Here is a 17,521-nt window from a genome sequence, read left to right as displayed (position 1 = left end):
GAACTTCTATTAGCTCAGCCTGAATCTGTTATAATATCGGCCTAAAAATGCTACTAATAACGCTGTTGAGGGTCTCCTGATGCCTGTTTATCGTTCTAAAACCTCTACCGCTGGCCGCAATATGGCGGGTGCTCGTGCACTGTGGCGTGCGACGGGAATGAAAGATGATGATTTCCACAAACCGATCATTGCCATTGCTAACTCCTTCACCCAGTTTGTACCTGGTCACGTCCACCTTAAGGACATGGGTCAGCTCGTAGCGCGCGAGATCGAAAAAGCGGGCGGTGTGGCGAAAGAATTTAACACGATCGCCGTTGACGACGGTATTGCGATGGGACATGACGGCATGCTGTACTCCCTACCGTCACGCGATATTATTGCCGACTCAGTTGAGTATATGGTCAACGCTCATTGTGCTGATGCACTCGTGTGTATTTCTAATTGCGACAAAATCACTCCGGGAATGCTAATGGCTGCGATGCGCCTAAACATTCCAGTTGTGTTTGTATCTGGCGGCCCAATGGAAGCCGGAAAAACCAAGCTGTCTGAGCATAAGTTAGACCTAGTCGACGCAATGGTTGTCGCGGTTGATGACTCAGCATCTGATGAAAAAGTAGCTGAATACGAACGCTCTGCCTGCCCTACCTGTGGCTCTTGCTCTGGTATGTTTACAGCGAATTCCATGAACTGCTTAACCGAAGCCTTAGGCTTATCATTACCCGGTAATGGCACAACACTTGCGACACACAGTGATCGTCGCCGCCTGTTTGAAGAGGCTGGACATCTCATTGTAAAAATCGCTAAAGATTATTACGAAAACGATAACGAAGCAGTGTTACCGCGTAACGTTGGTAACTTTAAAGCATTCGAAAACGCCATGACGCTCGATATTTCGATGGGCGGCTCAACGAATACCATTCTGCATTTATTGGCCATTGCTTTAGAAGCCGAAATTGACTTTACAATGAAAGACATAGATCGGCTCTCACATACCGTACCGCAGTTGTGTAAAGTGGCACCTAACTCGCCGCTGTACCACATAGAAGATGTTCACCGTGCGGGCGGCATTTTTGCGATTTTAGGCGAACTAGATCGCGCAGGAAATTTACACACCGATATCCCTACTATTCACAGCCCGACCTTAAAAGACGCTCTGGATCAATGGGATATAATGCGCAACCCTAGTCCGGAAGTGATTAACTTTTTTAAAGCCGGACCGGCAGGTATCCCAACACAAACAGCCTTTAGCCAATCGACACGCTGGCCTTCACTGGACGGCGACCGTGAGCATGGCTGCATACGCTCAATTGACCACGCGTTCTCATTAGAAGGTGGTTTAGCCGTGTTATATGGCAACATCGCGCTGGACGGCTGCGTTGTTAAAACAGCAGGCGTGGATGAGTCAATTCTTGTGTTTGAAGGTCCAGCCCATGTAACTGAATCCCAAGACGAAGCGGTTGCTAACATTTTAGCGGATAAAGTTAAATCCGGAGATATCGTCATTGTTCGCTACGAAGGCCCTAAAGGCGGCCCTGGTATGCAAGAAATGCTTTATCCAACGTCGTATATCAAATCGAAAGGATTGGGCAAAGAGTGCGCTCTCTTGACTGATGGTCGCTTCTCTGGAGGAACGTCCGGGCTCTCTATTGGCCATGCGTCTCCTGAAGCCGCCGCTGGCGGGGCGATCGGCCTAGTCGAGAATGGCGACCTAATCCGCATCGACATCCCTAACCGCACTATTAACTTACTCGTTTCAGACGAAGAGTTAGCGCACCGTCGCGCAGCGATGGAAGCAAAAGGCAAAGATGCTTGGAAGCCCGTAAAAGACCGCCCTCGCAAAGTATCTGCTGCATTAAAAGCTTATGCGCTGTTAGCTACTTCGGCCGACAAAGGCGCGGTTCGCGACTTAAGCAAGCTAGATTAACCGCACTATTAATGGGCCGCCTACTTGCAGCGGCTCATTGACACAAACGGAAAGCCTAGGCTTTCCGTTTTTTCTTTGCGCTACACGCTGAGTTAGCCAATCACGATTCTTTGATCACTGGAATAATGGCCCCTTTAGCACTTTCTTGAGTCGCCCCCGGCACTTCAAGTAAGGACACCAAATTCTCGTAAGTCACTGGTCTGCTAAACAAATACCCCTGCCCAACATTACAACGTTGTTCCTCTAAAAAACGACGCTGCACATCAGTTTCTATTCCTTCAGCGACCACCGTCAAATTTAGACGATGAGCCATCGATATAATAGCGGCCGTAATTTCCATGTCATCTTGGTGATTAGGAATGTCCTTAATAAATTCTCTATCGACCTTTAACACGTTGATAGGTAATGTTTTAAGGTAGTTAAAGGACGAATACCCGATGCCAAAATCATCAATGGCTATCGTAAGCCCCAATGCTTGCAGCTCTGTTAGTGTTTCAATAGCCGATGAAATATCTTGCATGAGCAAGGATTCAGTAATTTCCACTTCAATCCAGCCAGGATCAACCTGATATTCTTCAATAATATCTCGAACCATATCAAGTAAGCCTGGATCTCTAAACTGCCGAGATGACAAGTTAATTGCTATCCGTATAGGTGTTTCAGTACGGCTGTTTAAGCGATGAATCATCTCGCATGCTGTGGCAAATACCCACCGCCCTAAAGTCACAATAAATCCGGTTTCTTCGGCGACGGGTATAAACTCATTCGGCGATACTATACCTAGCTCTGGATGCTCCCAACGAATCAACGCCTCGACACTCACGATCGAACCTGTACTCAAATCAACCTGCGGCTGATAGAGCAGGCAAAAATGATCTGCTTCAAGCGCTTTAGGCATTTCCCGCGAAAACTGCAAGTAAGTTTGCAATTGATCATGCAAGCTTTCTGTAAAGCTCCGGTACTGGTTCCGGCCCATTTCCTTAGCTTGGTACATGGCCAAATCCGCATGTTTGAGTAAGGTTTCTGATGAGTTCCCATCTTTGGGTAAACACGCCATCCCTAAGCTCGTACTAATTTGTAGCTCTAAGCCATTAATAAGAAAAGGCTGTGAAATAGCATTTAAGATTTTGCGGGCCACTTTATCAATATGATTGGTGTCTTTAATGGGGTGCACAATAATGGCGAATTCATCCCCCCCCAACCGTGCTGCCACATCATCGTCATGTAAGGTATCTACTAGACGTTGAGCAACCTGAATCAACAATTGATCCCCCACATTGTGGCCTTGGGTATCGTTAATTGTTTTAAAGTAATCAAGATCCAGAAGCATGACTACAGCGGGATCTTCTGGGTTTGCAACATCAATAAGCTCTGACAGCTGCCTAAAGAAGAACCGGCGGTTCGGTAAGCCTGTTAGCTCATCGTATAACGCTAAGCGTTCCATCTGTGCATGAGCGTCTTTCAGCTCGCTAACGTCTTCACACACTATGACAAAATGAGTGAGTTCTTTATATTCATTATGGATAGGAGAAATGGAAACCAGTGACCAGAACATTTCGCCATTTTTACAGCGGCTTTGCAATTCACCGCGCCAGTGCTGCCCTGATAGCACGCACTGCCATAAGGCCTCGTAACGATCGGCACTGATCCACTTACGACTTAATAAGTCTGGCTGCGTCCCTTTTAGCTCGTCTAGTGTATAGCCTGTGGACTCGGTATATTTTGGATTAACGTACTCTATAGCACCGATAACATCGATGATGATGACGCTTGAGCCACTGTAAGTGATAGCACTTGATAACTGCTGAAGTGAGGACTCGATTTGCTTGCGATAGGAGAAATCCTGACAGGTGCCGGTTACCTTAATAATTTTTTGGTTTTCTCTGAATGCCTGAGCGACCAAGTGTATATGGCGCGGAGACTCATCTTCGCTCATCACTCGAAAGTTTAAATCTAGGCGGCCACCAACAGTCAAAATCCCCTCAAAGCGCTTGTTCAATTCATAACGGTCAGCAGGATGGACATGATAAAAAAATTGATCAAGCGTCTCAGGCTCTGGCACTTGAGGTCTCAGCACATCCATGAGGCTTCGCGAACACCAAAATTGGCGTGTGGTTGCATCCCACTCCCAACACCCTAAACGTGCTATTTCTTGCGACTCTTCGAGGCGACTTTCCACTGCACGATACAGGTTGTTTTGCTCTTCAAGCTGTTGGCGCTGATGCCCGAGAGATTCTCGTAGTAACGAAAAAGTCGATGACATCGGCTTTAAAACTAAGCGCTGAAAAACCACAACGCCCAAAAGCCCAAAAATAAGCAAAGTGCCTACTACTGCTCCCTCCACTATCCATACGTAGTGCCGAGCTTTTTTTAAGATAGGCTCTCTATATACCGGGCTGCTTAACTGAAAAGGCGTATCCTCAATGGGAATAATCACCAGATGATAATCATCCGATAATGAGGAGTACGTATCACTACTGCCATCATTAGTGCGCCTTTCCACGGCCATATCCAAGGCAGGATTTAAAGCCGACTCAGTGAGCAGCTCATCTAATGGGACTCCTTCGGCGGTTTTGTGCAGTTGGTCAATATAGCGCACCATTAATGAGCTCAACTGCTCATCATGTTCACGTATTAATGACTGTTCCACATAAGGCAACACTAACCACTCAACAACGACCGCTAAGATGACGCAAACTAACAACAAAGGCGCTAACAACCTAACCAAAGCAAACTTAATGTGTTGCATTAATTAACACCTAAACCTGCCACCAACAGCAATGTCATACGAGGGTTCCCATCACATTATCAGACCACTTCAGGCTGTGACGATACGCTACTTCATAATAAGGCTGCGGCAAGGCTCCACTTAACTGGTTAAACTCACCTCGTTCATAATGCACTACTTCTTCTAGCACAGAGCCAAGTACGCCTTCATGCTTGAGAATAGCTTGTTTAATCTCTTTCTGAATAGGAATGCCTTCTAACAAATCAGGCATTGCCTGATCAAACAGAGCATCTATTTGCGACAGCAAGCCCACCACAAAAAAGTTGAGTGAATCATCATAACCTTGCATTGATGCCAGCAGCTCGCACATACGGCCACGCACCAATAAATTGCGTGTCAGCGCATTAGGGGTTCCGTCTTGAGCTGTCGTAAGGAACAGAAGAACCCAACGTCGCATTTGCTCCATGCCCAAAAGCATAATGGCATGCGATAACGAGGAAATTTCTTTTGGCGTTTTGAATGCAGCAGAGTTGACCACTTTTAAAATTTTGTAAGTTAACGCCGCATCATTAATAGCTATTTGCTCCAAACTATCGCCCGTAGCGCCCTCACGGTTTAGCTCGGCCAGCATTTGCAGCAAAATGACTTTATTACCGCGGATCTTTCGCCCTTTAACGGGTTCGGGGCGGCTCAAGAAATACCCCTGGTATTGAGAGAACCCTATCTCTAAGCACTGTCTAAACTCTTCTTTTGTTTCAACTTTATCCGCTAGCAAATCGAGTTGATAAGGGCGCAAACGTTGAACAATACTCGGTATGTTGGCCAACCCTAATAATTGGATATCAAGCTTGACGACATGGACCGTATTTAACAGAGGATCGAAACGAAGATCACTCGGGTCATAGTCTGCGAGTACAATACGGTAACCACGCTTGGCGTAATCACTTACCTTCTGAATAAATTCCGGTGTAATTGTTGAGCGCCCCAAGATCTCTAGCACAAATAAGTTAGGCGGCAGTTCAGGGAGCTGATCGTTCAACAGTATTTTGTCGGTAACCTTGATGTAACAAGGCAGATGTTGATTTTGTTTACCGACAGAAAGGCTCGCATAACTGTTTGTTATAACATCCAGCGTGGCAGCATCATCACCAATGCTCGCGATGTCAGTACCGTTCGCACTTCTAAAAAGCAGTTCAAACGCAATGATATCCTGATTTTTAGAATAAATAGGCTGACGAGCCATCAGCACATCAAGTGTATCGTCTGCATCCAGACCAGCGGGCGTAGTTAACACAAATATCTCCAAATAAATCTAACGCTTGTACGAGTTATCGACCTTAAAGTAACTAAATTGAGCGATCAATGTTACGTGTTCAGTTGACAGTTTTTCAGCTATCTAGCACTCTCGTTGCATGTACAGTTCAACAAAGGAATCACCATGAGTCAGCAACAAGGAAGTGCAGGCAATGTAATCGCCGCACTTTGTAATGTTTTTGTTCCCGGTTTAGGGCATCTAATCCAAGGGCGATTGTTAGCCGCTATTATGTATTTCATCATCATCTCCCTTGGGTATGCATTTTACATTTTAGTCATTCCTGCAATTTTCGCAGCGATTATTCACTTGATCTGCATCATCAGTGCTGCTCGTTACAAGCCCGCTGAATGACCTGACACCCATCTCTGAATGATAACTTAACAAAGCTAAACTATACTCATAGTGTAATAAAAAAATGAATTCATAACGAAGGAGGCTTGCATGTCAAGCGAGTCGTTATTTAGCTTTACGCAAGAAGATAGCACGCCAAGGCACTCCAAAACGGATCATTGGAAAATCCTGAGCGTCGAAGACGATTCGGCGTATCAAGCGTCGCTCGCTTTTGCTCTAGAAAATCAGCGAATATTCGATCGCTCTATTGTGCTATTGAAAGCCAACTCAGCAAGCGAAGCGGCTGATATCATAGCGACTAATCCAGACCTAAGTGTGATTCTATTAGATGTGGTCATGGAAACAGACGATGCGGGGCTCAAACTCGTTGGTACTATTCGCGAAGTGTTGGGCAATGCCAACGTACGCATTGTTTTACTCACAGGCCAGCCAAGCATGGCTCCTCGTAATGATGTAATGAAACGCTACGATATCGATGACTACTGGTGTAAATCGGACCTTTCGAGCGACTTTCTGCAAACCATTATTGCAGGCAATATTCGAACCTGGAACCACCTCCAAGAGCTAAACCGCGCAAAACAAGGTTTGCAGATGGTTATTGACGCCAGTCAGCAGCTCAGTTTCAAACGTAACTTGCAGGAATTCACCCAAGTTTTACTTGAAGAAATTAGCCGGCTGCTTGGTGTCGAAGATGAAGGCATTGTGTGCAGCCTTATTAATCGCAGCAAAGTACCTTTGGATAAAGCGTGTATTTTGGCGGCGACCGGTAAATACGCCATTTATCAACAGCAGCCTCTATCGTCGATTACCGACAAGCCCCTCTTAACGCTATTCCAAGCGGCCTCTTGGCAGAGGCAGCATATTTTTGGCAATAATGTATCCATTCTTTATTTTGAGAATAAGCAGATACACGATAAAGCCTACATTATTATGGTAAACACGGAACGTGCGTTAAGCGAACATGAAACCTATTTACTTGAAGTCTTTAGCACCAACATCAGCAATGGTTTCACAAATCTCGCGCTCAATAGTCGGCTAAGCGAGCTTGCCTATACCCATGCAACATTGGGGATTCCTAACCGCAATCACTTTTTACGATCAATCGACAATACGAGCGAACAAGACAAACGAACAGCGATCATCGGCGTTGTGAAGATTGATGACTTCAACGACCTTACCCTAACCTTTGGCGAAGAATTCTGCAGCGATCTATTACGCAGCATTTACGAACGGTTAAAATCCACTACTCGTCCCTTAGAACCCATTGCTATTATTTCCCAAGATAGCATTGGCTTATTGCTCAACAATACATCACCCCATGATGCGGCTTTCTTTGAACAACTGCTTACGCCTTCATTTACCATAAGCGGAGCCGGACACAGCTTATCAACCACCGTAGGCATTCTGGATGTTAGCGTAAATAGTAACCAGCCAATACGCGAAGCAGATCGGTTATTACGCCTCGCAGAAGGGACCGTATTAATAGCCAACCGAGAAAAGCTTAATTATCTGCGCTTCGAATCACATATGGAAAGTGATATTTCTACGCGCGCTAAACTACTAAGCGAACTACGCAACGCGATCCATCAGCAGTCCATATTTATAGAAATCCAACCCAAAATAAATTTACATTCCGGCTCAATCACAGGTTTTGAAGCACTAGCCCGCTGGGAGCTTAACAACGAAAGGATTCCTCCTGATACCTTTATACTCTTAGCAGAGACTTCTGGCCTCATAACGAAGCTGGATTTACTGGTTGCCGAAAAAGTGGCCCAAGCTATCCAAAAAATGACGAAAGCAGGCGTAAGTTACCCTATTGCTATTAATGCTTCAGCCCCCGATTTACTCAACAACGATTATCGTCACAAACTCTTTGAAATACTCGATGAATATCACATAAACCCCAACCAAATAGAGCTTGAGATAACAGAAACCAAAGCAATGCGGGACTACCATGTCATAGCACCGCAACTGCGCTCAATGATAGAAATGGGCATGAAAGTGAGCCTCGATGATTTTGGCACTGGCTACTCATCGCTCGCTTACATTACTGACCTAGCAGCCACAGGCCTAAAGATTGATCGCAGCTTTATTCAAAAATTGACACTATCTGAAGCCGACGAAAAAGTTGTGGATATGATTCTTCACCTAGGTCGCTTTTTTGATTTAGATGTAATTGCTGAAGGCATCGAAACGCCAGAGCAAGCTGAACGCCTCAAACAGATGAACTGTCCCTCTGGCCAAGGCTATTTATTTTCACGTCCCATGTCTGTAGACAGCGCCATACAATGGGTCAAACTTCATAACAAACAAGCACCAAAAGGGTAGAAGGGTGCAAGAGCCCAAACGGTTTTCGGCTTCTTTGATTCTGATGGCTATCTTGTTATTAGCCGTGAGCATCGTGGGCAGCTTTATTATCTATCAGAGTCGAGTTCAAGCTCAAATTCAACAACTTGAAGGACAGCTAACGCAACAAGTCTACAATACAACCAAAGCGTTGGCCTATGAATTTGGCAACATCGAAAACATAACCCTATTACTCAAAAGAAGGCTGCTTACCCAAGATGGGCTATTGAATACAACCCCTATCAACCAAAAGCATGTGCTTAAAGAATTTGCCCATTTCCAAAGCATCTCACCATTTATAACCGAAATAACCTGGTTAGCTTCCGACGGGCAAGTACAAATCCATCTAAACGCCACCTCTACCCAAGAAAACAATACCCCTAATGATAGGTATGGCGACGCTTTTATGTCTGCAGCCAGACGCGCGCCAACCACCATAGCGCCGGCCATATTATTAAATGAGGAAAACCGCTATTACATCCTATCAACAGTTACCTCAACCGAATCAGAAGGGCTTCATTCCGGCCTATTTATTATTAGGTTTAACCTAACCCCTCCCACTCAGAACCTACTGAGCGCCCAAAGCGAACGCTTCGATACGTTTCTTATTACGGGAGCAGGAAAACGCAAACTAGTCCCTCCCCCTGAGATCAACTCAGAAGATAAGCATGCGTTTCATTTCTCAAAGAAATACCCTCAAGCGTGGAACAAATTAACACTCGGCCCAGCCGAAGGGAGCTTCGTTCTCAACAACCAACTATGGCAATACCTAAGAAGAACTGTTGCCCTTAGAGAGCACCAAGAGACATTTAACCGAGAAATACTCACAATTGCTGTCGCGTCAAAGCCTGAAGTGCTTTCCAACATAAAATACTCTCAACAGATCATGATAGGGCAGTTTGCTTTTGGGGTTCTCGGCATTGGTTTATTTATCATTTACCGTCTCTATAAAAACAATCAATCCTTCCAGATGCTGCATCGCACTTTACAGAAGGAAAAAAGTAAACTTGAAACTACTTTCCAAGCACTACAAGCTGCTCATGAGCAACAAAACCTATTGATAGAAGAACTTGCCGAAAGCCAAAAACTCTCTTCGCTTGGAATGATGGTTGCCGGAGTAGCCCATGAATTAAACACACCTACTGGCGGCGCGTTAATCTCGGTCAGTACGCTGCAGCGCCAACTTCACGAGCTTCAAGAAGCCATCAATTCAGGGCTTAAACGCAGTGATTTAGACCAATACGTCAACAACGCCGAATCAGGCTTGCAACTAACTGAACATAATTTAAAGCAAGCATCTAAACTCATTAAAAGCTTTAAGCGCTTAGCCGTGGATAGGAATTCTGAAGACATCACTGAATTTACGCTGGATGAGCCTATTCAAGACTTGCTTACCAGCTTACATTCTTTGATTAAAAACGCGAATATCGAGCTAATAACAGACTACCCAGCCCAACTAAAACTTTACAGCCACCCAGGGATTCTATCGCAGGTTATACAAAACTTTATCGAAAACGCTATTAACCACGCTTTTAGTCATCAAACGATCAGCCGTAAAACCATTCGCCTTTGTGCAAAAACCGAAGCCAACCAGCTTATTGTTAGCATCTCAGACAATGGCCAAGGCATTGCGCCCCATGTCTTGCCAACTATATTCGACCCTTTTGTCACAACACGTCGCGGTGAAGGCCATACAGGTTTAGGGCTGCATCAGGTGCACCAATGGGTGCAAAAAATTCTACAAGGCTCCATCAAAGTCAAAAGCACGACCAATGAAGGCACCGAATTCATCATCGCCATACCAATACGCCTGACAACCGATAAAAATTAGCGCGTTACAAAGGCACCAAATCAATCGCATCGGCGGTAGTATCGATCACCGCATCAGCCGCATTACCCACAACAGGAACCACAGAAACAACCGCCCCGCCGACACGCAACGGCACCGTTACCACCTTCGTTAGAACACACCCGTTCAATACAAGCGCCAACATTAGCACTGCTATCAACTTCATCAATGTCTACGCCTTAATATATCACCGTATTAATGCAAAACAGCATAGTGCAGATCTCACAAATGGCAATACAAGACAATGAATAACAAGAACTTAATATACAGCTAGGAATGAAAATCGCTTCGCTCGACTCATAGTTGTCGGGGGGCTATCACCCTCCCGTTCGAGCAATCAATAAGTGACTATATGAACAGAGCAGAAAAGGAAACTAGAAGTGGCGCGCCTGGAGGGATTCGAACCCCCGACCAACAGGATCGGAAACCGGGCAAAGAATGCTGTCAGATGCCGTCTAAGAGACGATCTCCAGACCTCATCATACTTAGGCTGTTACAGTGAATACCGGTGGAACAGCAGCCACAGTGAATTATGCTGTGGCACTGTGACCTGATAGTGTCGTCCATAACACATTAGAAGGTGCCTTATGTGGGAAGCTATGCAACTTAAAATACTTGAGGAACTTATTCCTAGGTTCTAGACTTGATGTGCTGCTCGATCCTGCTATCAAACGAATGCCAGCCGAGACAACACGATACTGCGCAAATGTAATAAGGAAGTTAATATGAAGTTGCAGCTCAACAGCGACCTGGCATCCACTTTTTCACTAGCGGCGCAACAAAACGCCTACTCATTACTGAATCGAGTGCTCCTATCAGCACCGGTTGAAGTCGAAGTTGAATCTTCACAATCTTTCAGAGATATACGTGTTCGTCTCACCAGCTCTCCCATCTACTTTGAGCCTGAAGAGTGGCTAATAGATCGCCTTGAAGCAGGGCAGTCCACAAAGCTACAGGAACGACCACTAAAACCAAACTTCGATAAGCTATCAGGTTTAACGGAAGAAATGCTGGTTCAGCTAACGTTCGCTGTGTCTTATATTGATGGTAATGGGCAAACGCATGAACTCTCGTCACATCATGAAATCAGTTTCTTACCTGCCGATTACTGGGGCGGTGAGTCACGCCAAGCTGAACTGCTAGGTGCGTTTGTTCAGCCTAATGTTCATACAGTTGAAGTACTAACCGCTAAAGTCGCACAGGGGCTTCGCAACACAAGGCAGAACAGCGCAATCGATGGGTATCAATCCAACACTCGTGAGCGACCTTTTTTGTTCGGTGCCGCACTTTGGTCAACAATTTTTAACGAGCGCCTAACCTACTTGTCACCACCAAACGGATGGGCCGAACGTGGGCAGCGTATCCGCCCTGCAGCCGATATATTGGAGCATAAGACAGCAGCCTGCCTCGATACCTCGGTCCTGTTTGCCAGTTGCCTAGAGAATATGGGGTTGAACCCCGTCATCGCTTTTACGAAAACACATGCGTTCGCAGGTTTTTGGTTGATTGATGAATGCTTCCCTGTGCTCACCAATGACGATCCTATTGATCTCCGTAAGCGTATGGATACGTCCGACATTGTGATGTTCGAGACAACACTGGTCACCAATGATTCGCCCGTTACATTCAAACAAGCGATCGAACGCGCTAAGACTTTGCTGGAAGAGGATCAGGAATCTGAGTTCGTGATGTTAATAGACATCACACAAGCACGAGCTCGTCGAGTAAAACCAATTGGAGTCATCGAAGATAACACCAATGGAGAAGCGGATAACAATAGCGAAGATAGTGAGGCAGGCGTAACCATCGGTATAGACTTGCCACCACCTTTACCACCGGTGCGTGCAGGTGATTGGATCTATGAAGAAACCCCTGATACTCGCGTAGATATGTGGCAGCGTAAGCTACTAGATTTAACGAAACGTAATCCATTACTTAATGTAAAAAGCTCTGCTTTGAAGCTCTTCTGTCCGGATTTAGGCAAGCTCGAGGATATGCTAGCCGCCGATCAGGTTTTTAGCTTTGTTTCAGCGGACGAAACACCGATTGTTGATAAAGAGCGTAGTACCGAAGCATTTCGGCTCAGCACAGGCGATGACCTACACAGAGAGTTTGCATTACAACAGCTCGACAACAAAAAGCTCATTGTTAACGACACGTTAAAACGCAAAGAAACGAAGCTCGTTGAACTCCTTCGTAAGGCTAAGAATGATTTGGAAGAAGGGGGCACAAATACTCTATTTCTAGCGATCGGTATGCTTCGCTGGAAAGAGACAGTAGATAGTGAAAAATCATTTCGTGCGCCACTGATTCTATTACCGGTAAAACTAGAGCGTCGTAGCGCACAGGCTAAGGTTATGCTACGCCAGCTCCCTGATGAAGAACCGACCTTTAACCTAACACTCATTGAAATGCTTCAGAGAGATTACGATATTAATCTCGAGCAGTTACGCCACGAACTCCCAGAAGATGATTCTGGCGCTGATGTAGAAGAGATCTGGAATATCGTTCGAGCTGCGATCCGGGATCAACCAGGCTTTATTGTTGTTGAAGAGATTGTTCTTGGCTCGTTTTCGTTTGCGAAATACCTTATGTGGAAAGATCTTCGCGATCGTACTGAGCTCCTTAAACAAAGTCCGTTTGTAGACCACCTTGTAGAGCACCCATCTGATGCCTTCAAACAGGATAGTTCCTTCATAAAGCGTGACGAAGTTGACGACAAGATAACCCCAGAGTTTTTCTACGCACCGCTAAACTGCGATTCCTCTCAGATGGTCGCAGTAGAGGCCTCTTCCCACCCTCAAGACTTCGTCCTTGAAGGACCACCGGGTACAGGCAAGTCAGAAACGATTGCGAACATCATCTGTCAAAACTTAGCACTAGGACGGAAAGTACTCTTTGTAGCCGAAAAAATGGCGGCACTTCAGGTCGTATACCGCCGTATGGAAAAAATCGGATTAGAACACCTCTGTTTGGAGTTGCATTCAAACAAAGTAAACAAAAAGTCGGTACTTAATCAGTTGGGTGCTGCATGGACGCAGCGAGAAAGCGCTAGCCAGAGCGAATGGATAGCGAAGGCGCAGAAGCTAGAAAAAGTCCGTCACGGATTGAATAACTATGTATCAGAGCTACATAGGCAGCATGCGCTTGGACTGTCTGCCCGTGATGCAATGGCAAGGGTAGTTCGCTTCTCGTATGAGCATCCATTACGCTTAGAGTGGCCAGAAGATCAAAGCCAAGCTCCGGTCAGAACAGAAGCAGAACTAGATCCATACTTAGAAACGGCGAGAGAACTGGGTATCGCCTTTGGTGAGATCGAAGATCTCGACCCTGCTAATTTCAACTCGATCCGCCAATTAGAGTTTTCAAACCAATGGCGTACTTCTGCTGTCTCGTGTGCAAATCGAATACACACCGCAGCAAATAAAGCACGCTCGAGCGTAGAAGCTTTGGTAAAAGCCCTAGACCTCCCGCTTGAGCACATATCACCGGCTAAGCTACCCCATATTTCTGGGCTGGCTGAATTATGCGATCTAGTGCTAAATGGGGATGTCGATTTCGCGCTTCAAGGCGGCGGACCGTCTCGTGTTAATGCATTGAGCAACTGCATACCTTTACACACCGAGCTGCACGACCAAATAAAAGAATTTGGTCACGGTCTTAAATGGGTGATGCTCGATGAGTGTGATTGGGATCAATGGATTCATCAGCGCAACGAAGCTACCGGGCTCTTTGGTTTTTTGAAGCGCCATAACCTACGTAAAGTGATGAGTGCGAAAGGGCTTGACAAGATCGAAAATCTTGGGATTCTTGATTCAGCACTCACTGCACGTGAAACACTTAAGCAACTTAAAAGCAGTGCGGCAGAGCTCGAAGGAACGGCAATTTGGTCCGGTATTGATTCAGATCCACAACAACTCAATAGATCCTTTACGAATGGTACCCGTGCATTAGAGCTCTTTAAAACGTTTATCGGATCTTTTGCGGATCCGACACTTCCTGTTGGTACGTTACGCCGACACCTAGTGGACGGTCGAGACTTCCTATCCGATAGCTCGCAGATCGTAGACCTGGCCCGCCGTGTAGCCGAGGAAGCAGCTAACATGACAGCGCTTATTCACGATGCTGAAAACCTCAAAATCACCATTAACGTTGATGATGACCTTCAAAAAATTGCAGCTGACTTTGGTGTTATGGCGGATCAGAGTGAACGCTTAAGCCGTTGGTGCCGCTGGTTGGCGGCCAAGAAACATGCAGCTCAATACCAGCTTGAGCCACTATCGTTGTTGTTGGAAAAGCGCGCCATTGCTCCACGAGACTGTGAGGCTAATGCGATGACTGCGTTATGTGTCTGGTTAGCACCTAAACTGATCGATCAGAGCCCTTCCCTAGTTCAATTTGCAGGTGCCTCTCATGAATCCACCATTGAGATGTTCCGTGAGCTTGATGCTGATGTCTCAGCAACGACGGCCGAGTATATTTTGGCTAAAACTGCTGGGGGCGTGCCTGATCGAAACTCCCCTGATACACCAGCAGAGTATAGTGTACTCGCACGTGAACTGACGAAAAAAACTAGACATAAACCTGTGCGTGCATTGGTGAGTGACATGGGAGACGCTCTCACAGATCTGACACCTTGTTTTATGATGTCACCGTTATCAGTCGCGCAATTCTTACCTGCCGATTTTGCATTTTTTGATCTTGTCGTGTTCGATGAAGCTTCTCAAATCACTACTTGGGATGCAGTTGGCGTAATCGCACGTGGAAAGAATGTCATAGTCGTTGGTGATCCAAAGCAGATGCCACCTAGCAATACGTTTGGGCGCAAAGAAGAAGAAGACTCAGATGAGGGTGATTTAGAATCCATATTGGATCAAGCGCTAGCGGCACGCTTACCGCATCTTCGCTTAACGGGGCATTACCGTAGCCGCCATGAAACACTGATAGCATTCTCTAACTCGCACTATTATGAGAATCAGCTCACCACTTTCCCTTCAGCAGAAACAAAAACTAGCGCTGTAACGTTGCACCGCATTGACGGTGTGTATGCTAAAGGTCGCGGTCAGACCAATGCCATCGAGGCACAAGCAGTAGTAACGGAGGTCGTTCAGCGCCTGACAGACATGCTTAACGGTGCGCCAGAACGTTCAATGGGAATCGTTACAATCAACTTACAACAACAACGTTTGGTTGAGGATTTGATTGATGAGGCGCGCCGCAAAAATCCCGAACTCGAACATTTTTTTACTGCAACGGATAACTACGATCCGTTATTTGTTAAAAACCTTGAGTCAGTTCAAGGAGATGAGCGTGACATTATTATCCTATCGCTAACCTACGGCCCAACTGAACCTCGTGGCCGTACCATGAGCATGAACTTCGGCCCTCTAAACAAACAAGGCGGTGAACGCCGGCTAAATGTTGCAGTTACGCGAGCAACAACTGAAATGTTGGTCTTCTCTAGTTTTGATTCATCTATGGTTGACCTGTCTAGGACACAAGCGACGGCCGTAGAGCACCTTAAAAACTACCTTGAATTCGCCGAGCGTGGGCCAATTGCGTTAGCTGAGTTTAGTTCGGCTAATTACGGTGTTGACCAATTTGATTCAGACTTTGAACAGGCTGTAGCCATGACTCTTCGAGAGAAGGGCTGGAAGGTTCAGACACAGGTGGGAGTATCTAAATTCCGCGTAGATCTGGGTATTATTCATCCAGATAAGCCCGGCGAATATCTAGCAGGTGTTGAGTGTGACGGTGCTACCTACCACAGTTCTCCCTCAGCACGCGATCGTGATCGTGTGCGCCAAACAATCCTTGAGAATCTTGGCTGGCGCATCGTTCGCTTATGGTCAACTGATTACTTCCAAGAGCCAGAGCATGCGATAAAGAAAATCCACGAAAGGTTGGAAGCACTATTAATTGAAGATCGTGAAACTGAGGACGTTGTAGTGTCAGAGCCTGAGATAATATCAGCCTCAATGCCCGAGCAAGAACCAGAGGCAGATCAGATTTCTTCCTGTACACCTAATACAAACTCGAGTGAGAATGATATTCAGCTCGACAGCAAGCGCGAAGAAGCCAAAACCACATCGATTCATCTTCAAGCATCACCGTCTAATTCTTTGCGTGATGTACTTGCAGACCTTCCATGCTATGACAGCGATAAATACTTTGATGCAGATCACTGGGTGAATCTAAGCAGCCTAGCCAAATCTATATTAAAACTCAAAAATGGGATTACGCTTCACGAGCTGACTCTCGATATTGCACTCAAGCACGATTTGAGTCGTAGCTCTCGTAAACAACGCCAGCATCTACGCAATGTAATTAAAGGCTGGGCTGGTTTCTGGCGAGAGGGCGAAGAAAAAACAACTGTTTGGCTATCACCGGATGATGTGTGCGATGAGATCCCATGGAGAGGCCTTTATGCTTTTGGCCTTGAGCGCGACTGGAAGAATTTATGTTACCAAGAAAAAATTGGTATAGCTCGTGCTGCGCTTGCTGCTCAACCTAAAGACCCAATTGACTGGCTATTTAGTGAATTTAAGATGAGTCGTCGCCACAGCTCGACAGCTGAAATTTTCCAGACATGGATCGATAATGTTCAGAATATTGAATTAAGTAACTGATGGGCCGGCAAACTAGTAATTATTGCATGGCTAGTTTACCGCCTTAGCAAAATAAAGCCTTTACGGTACTACCACCCTGCGTTTGGGGCAGTGAATGACGGCTGCAGTCACTTTAGCTTCTGCAACTGGTTCAGAGCGCCTCTGCACCTTTCTGCGAGCATGCGTGAAAGCTCATCACCATTAATCAGCGACAGAGCTTTACCCTCAGCGAACGCCTTTGCTCTTCATTCGCTCCCTGCCGTTTTTTAGCTGAATTGCTGTAGAGCACACTTTGGGCAGAAGAGCCTGCTAGAGGTAGTCAAAATACTGCATTGCACATGCAATAACACATCTACTCGAATTGGAAGTTATTTCATATAGAAAATTTAAACTTATTCTT

Annotated in this window: 8 protein-coding genes; 5 read left to right on the top strand and 3 right to left on the bottom strand. The window is 45.9% G+C overall.

What is annotated here, in order from left to right:
* Nucleotides 1-79: 79 nt before the first annotated feature.
* Nucleotides 80-1,924 (top strand): dihydroxy-acid dehydratase, encoded by a 1,845-nt coding sequence (ilvD, locus tag BS617_RS00610; RefSeq protein WP_075171000.1) that lies wholly within the window; start codon nucleotides 80-82, stop codon nucleotides 1,922-1,924.
* 100 nt (nucleotides 1,925-2,024) lie between these two features.
* On the opposite strand, the gene BS617_RS00605 is transcribed toward ilvD, so the two are convergent.
* Nucleotides 2,025-4,673 (bottom strand): putative bifunctional diguanylate cyclase/phosphodiesterase, encoded by a 2,649-nt coding sequence (locus tag BS617_RS00605; protein WP_075170999.1) that lies wholly within the window; start codon nucleotides 4,671-4,673, stop codon nucleotides 2,025-2,027.
* Between the two features lie 34 nt (nucleotides 4,674-4,707).
* On the bottom strand, nucleotides 4,708-5,946 hold the full coding sequence (locus tag BS617_RS00600; RefSeq protein ID WP_246283302.1) for an EAL and HDOD domain-containing protein: 1,239 nt from the start codon (nucleotides 5,944-5,946) through the stop codon (nucleotides 4,708-4,710).
* Nucleotides 5,947-6,090: 144 nt separating this feature from the next.
* Between BS617_RS00600 and BS617_RS00595 the strand changes: the two genes are divergently transcribed.
* From BS617_RS00595 to BS617_RS00585, 3 genes are all read left to right on the top strand, one after another.
* Entirely contained in the window at nucleotides 6,091-6,318 is a 228-nt protein-coding gene (locus BS617_RS00595; RefSeq protein WP_075170998.1) for a hypothetical protein, read from the top strand.
* Nucleotides 6,319-6,408: 90 nt separating this feature from the next.
* On the top strand, nucleotides 6,409-8,646 hold the full coding sequence (locus BS617_RS00590) for an EAL domain-containing protein (protein WP_075170997.1): 2,238 nt from the start codon (nucleotides 6,409-6,411) through the stop codon (nucleotides 8,644-8,646).
* 4 nt (nucleotides 8,647-8,650) lie between these two features.
* A complete protein-coding gene (locus BS617_RS00585; protein WP_075170996.1) occupies nucleotides 8,651-10,495 on the top strand; it encodes a sensor histidine kinase in 1,845 nt (614 codons plus the stop codon).
* 4 nt (nucleotides 10,496-10,499) lie between these two features.
* Here BS617_RS00585 and BS617_RS00580 read toward each other — a convergent pair whose 3' ends face one another.
* Entirely contained in the window at nucleotides 10,500-10,679 is a 180-nt protein-coding gene (locus BS617_RS00580) for a DUF6726 family protein (protein ID WP_170870304.1), read from the bottom strand.
* A gap of 559 nt (nucleotides 10,680-11,238) precedes the next feature.
* On the opposite strand from BS617_RS00580, the gene proA reads away from it, so the two are divergent.
* Nucleotides 11,239-17,142, top strand: a complete 5,904-nt coding sequence (gene proA / locus BS617_RS00575; RefSeq protein WP_075170994.1) for an anti-phage protein ProA — start codon at nucleotides 11,239-11,241, stop codon at nucleotides 17,140-17,142.
* Nucleotides 17,143-17,521 lie beyond the last annotated feature (379 nt).

The sequence above is a fragment of the Neptunomonas phycophila genome (assembly GCF_001922575.1).
Lineage (GTDB): Bacteria > Pseudomonadota > Gammaproteobacteria > Pseudomonadales > Balneatricaceae > Neptunomonas > Neptunomonas phycophila.
The sequence above is the reverse complement of the archived record's forward strand: the minus strand, read 5'-3'. Positions and strand labels throughout refer to the sequence as shown.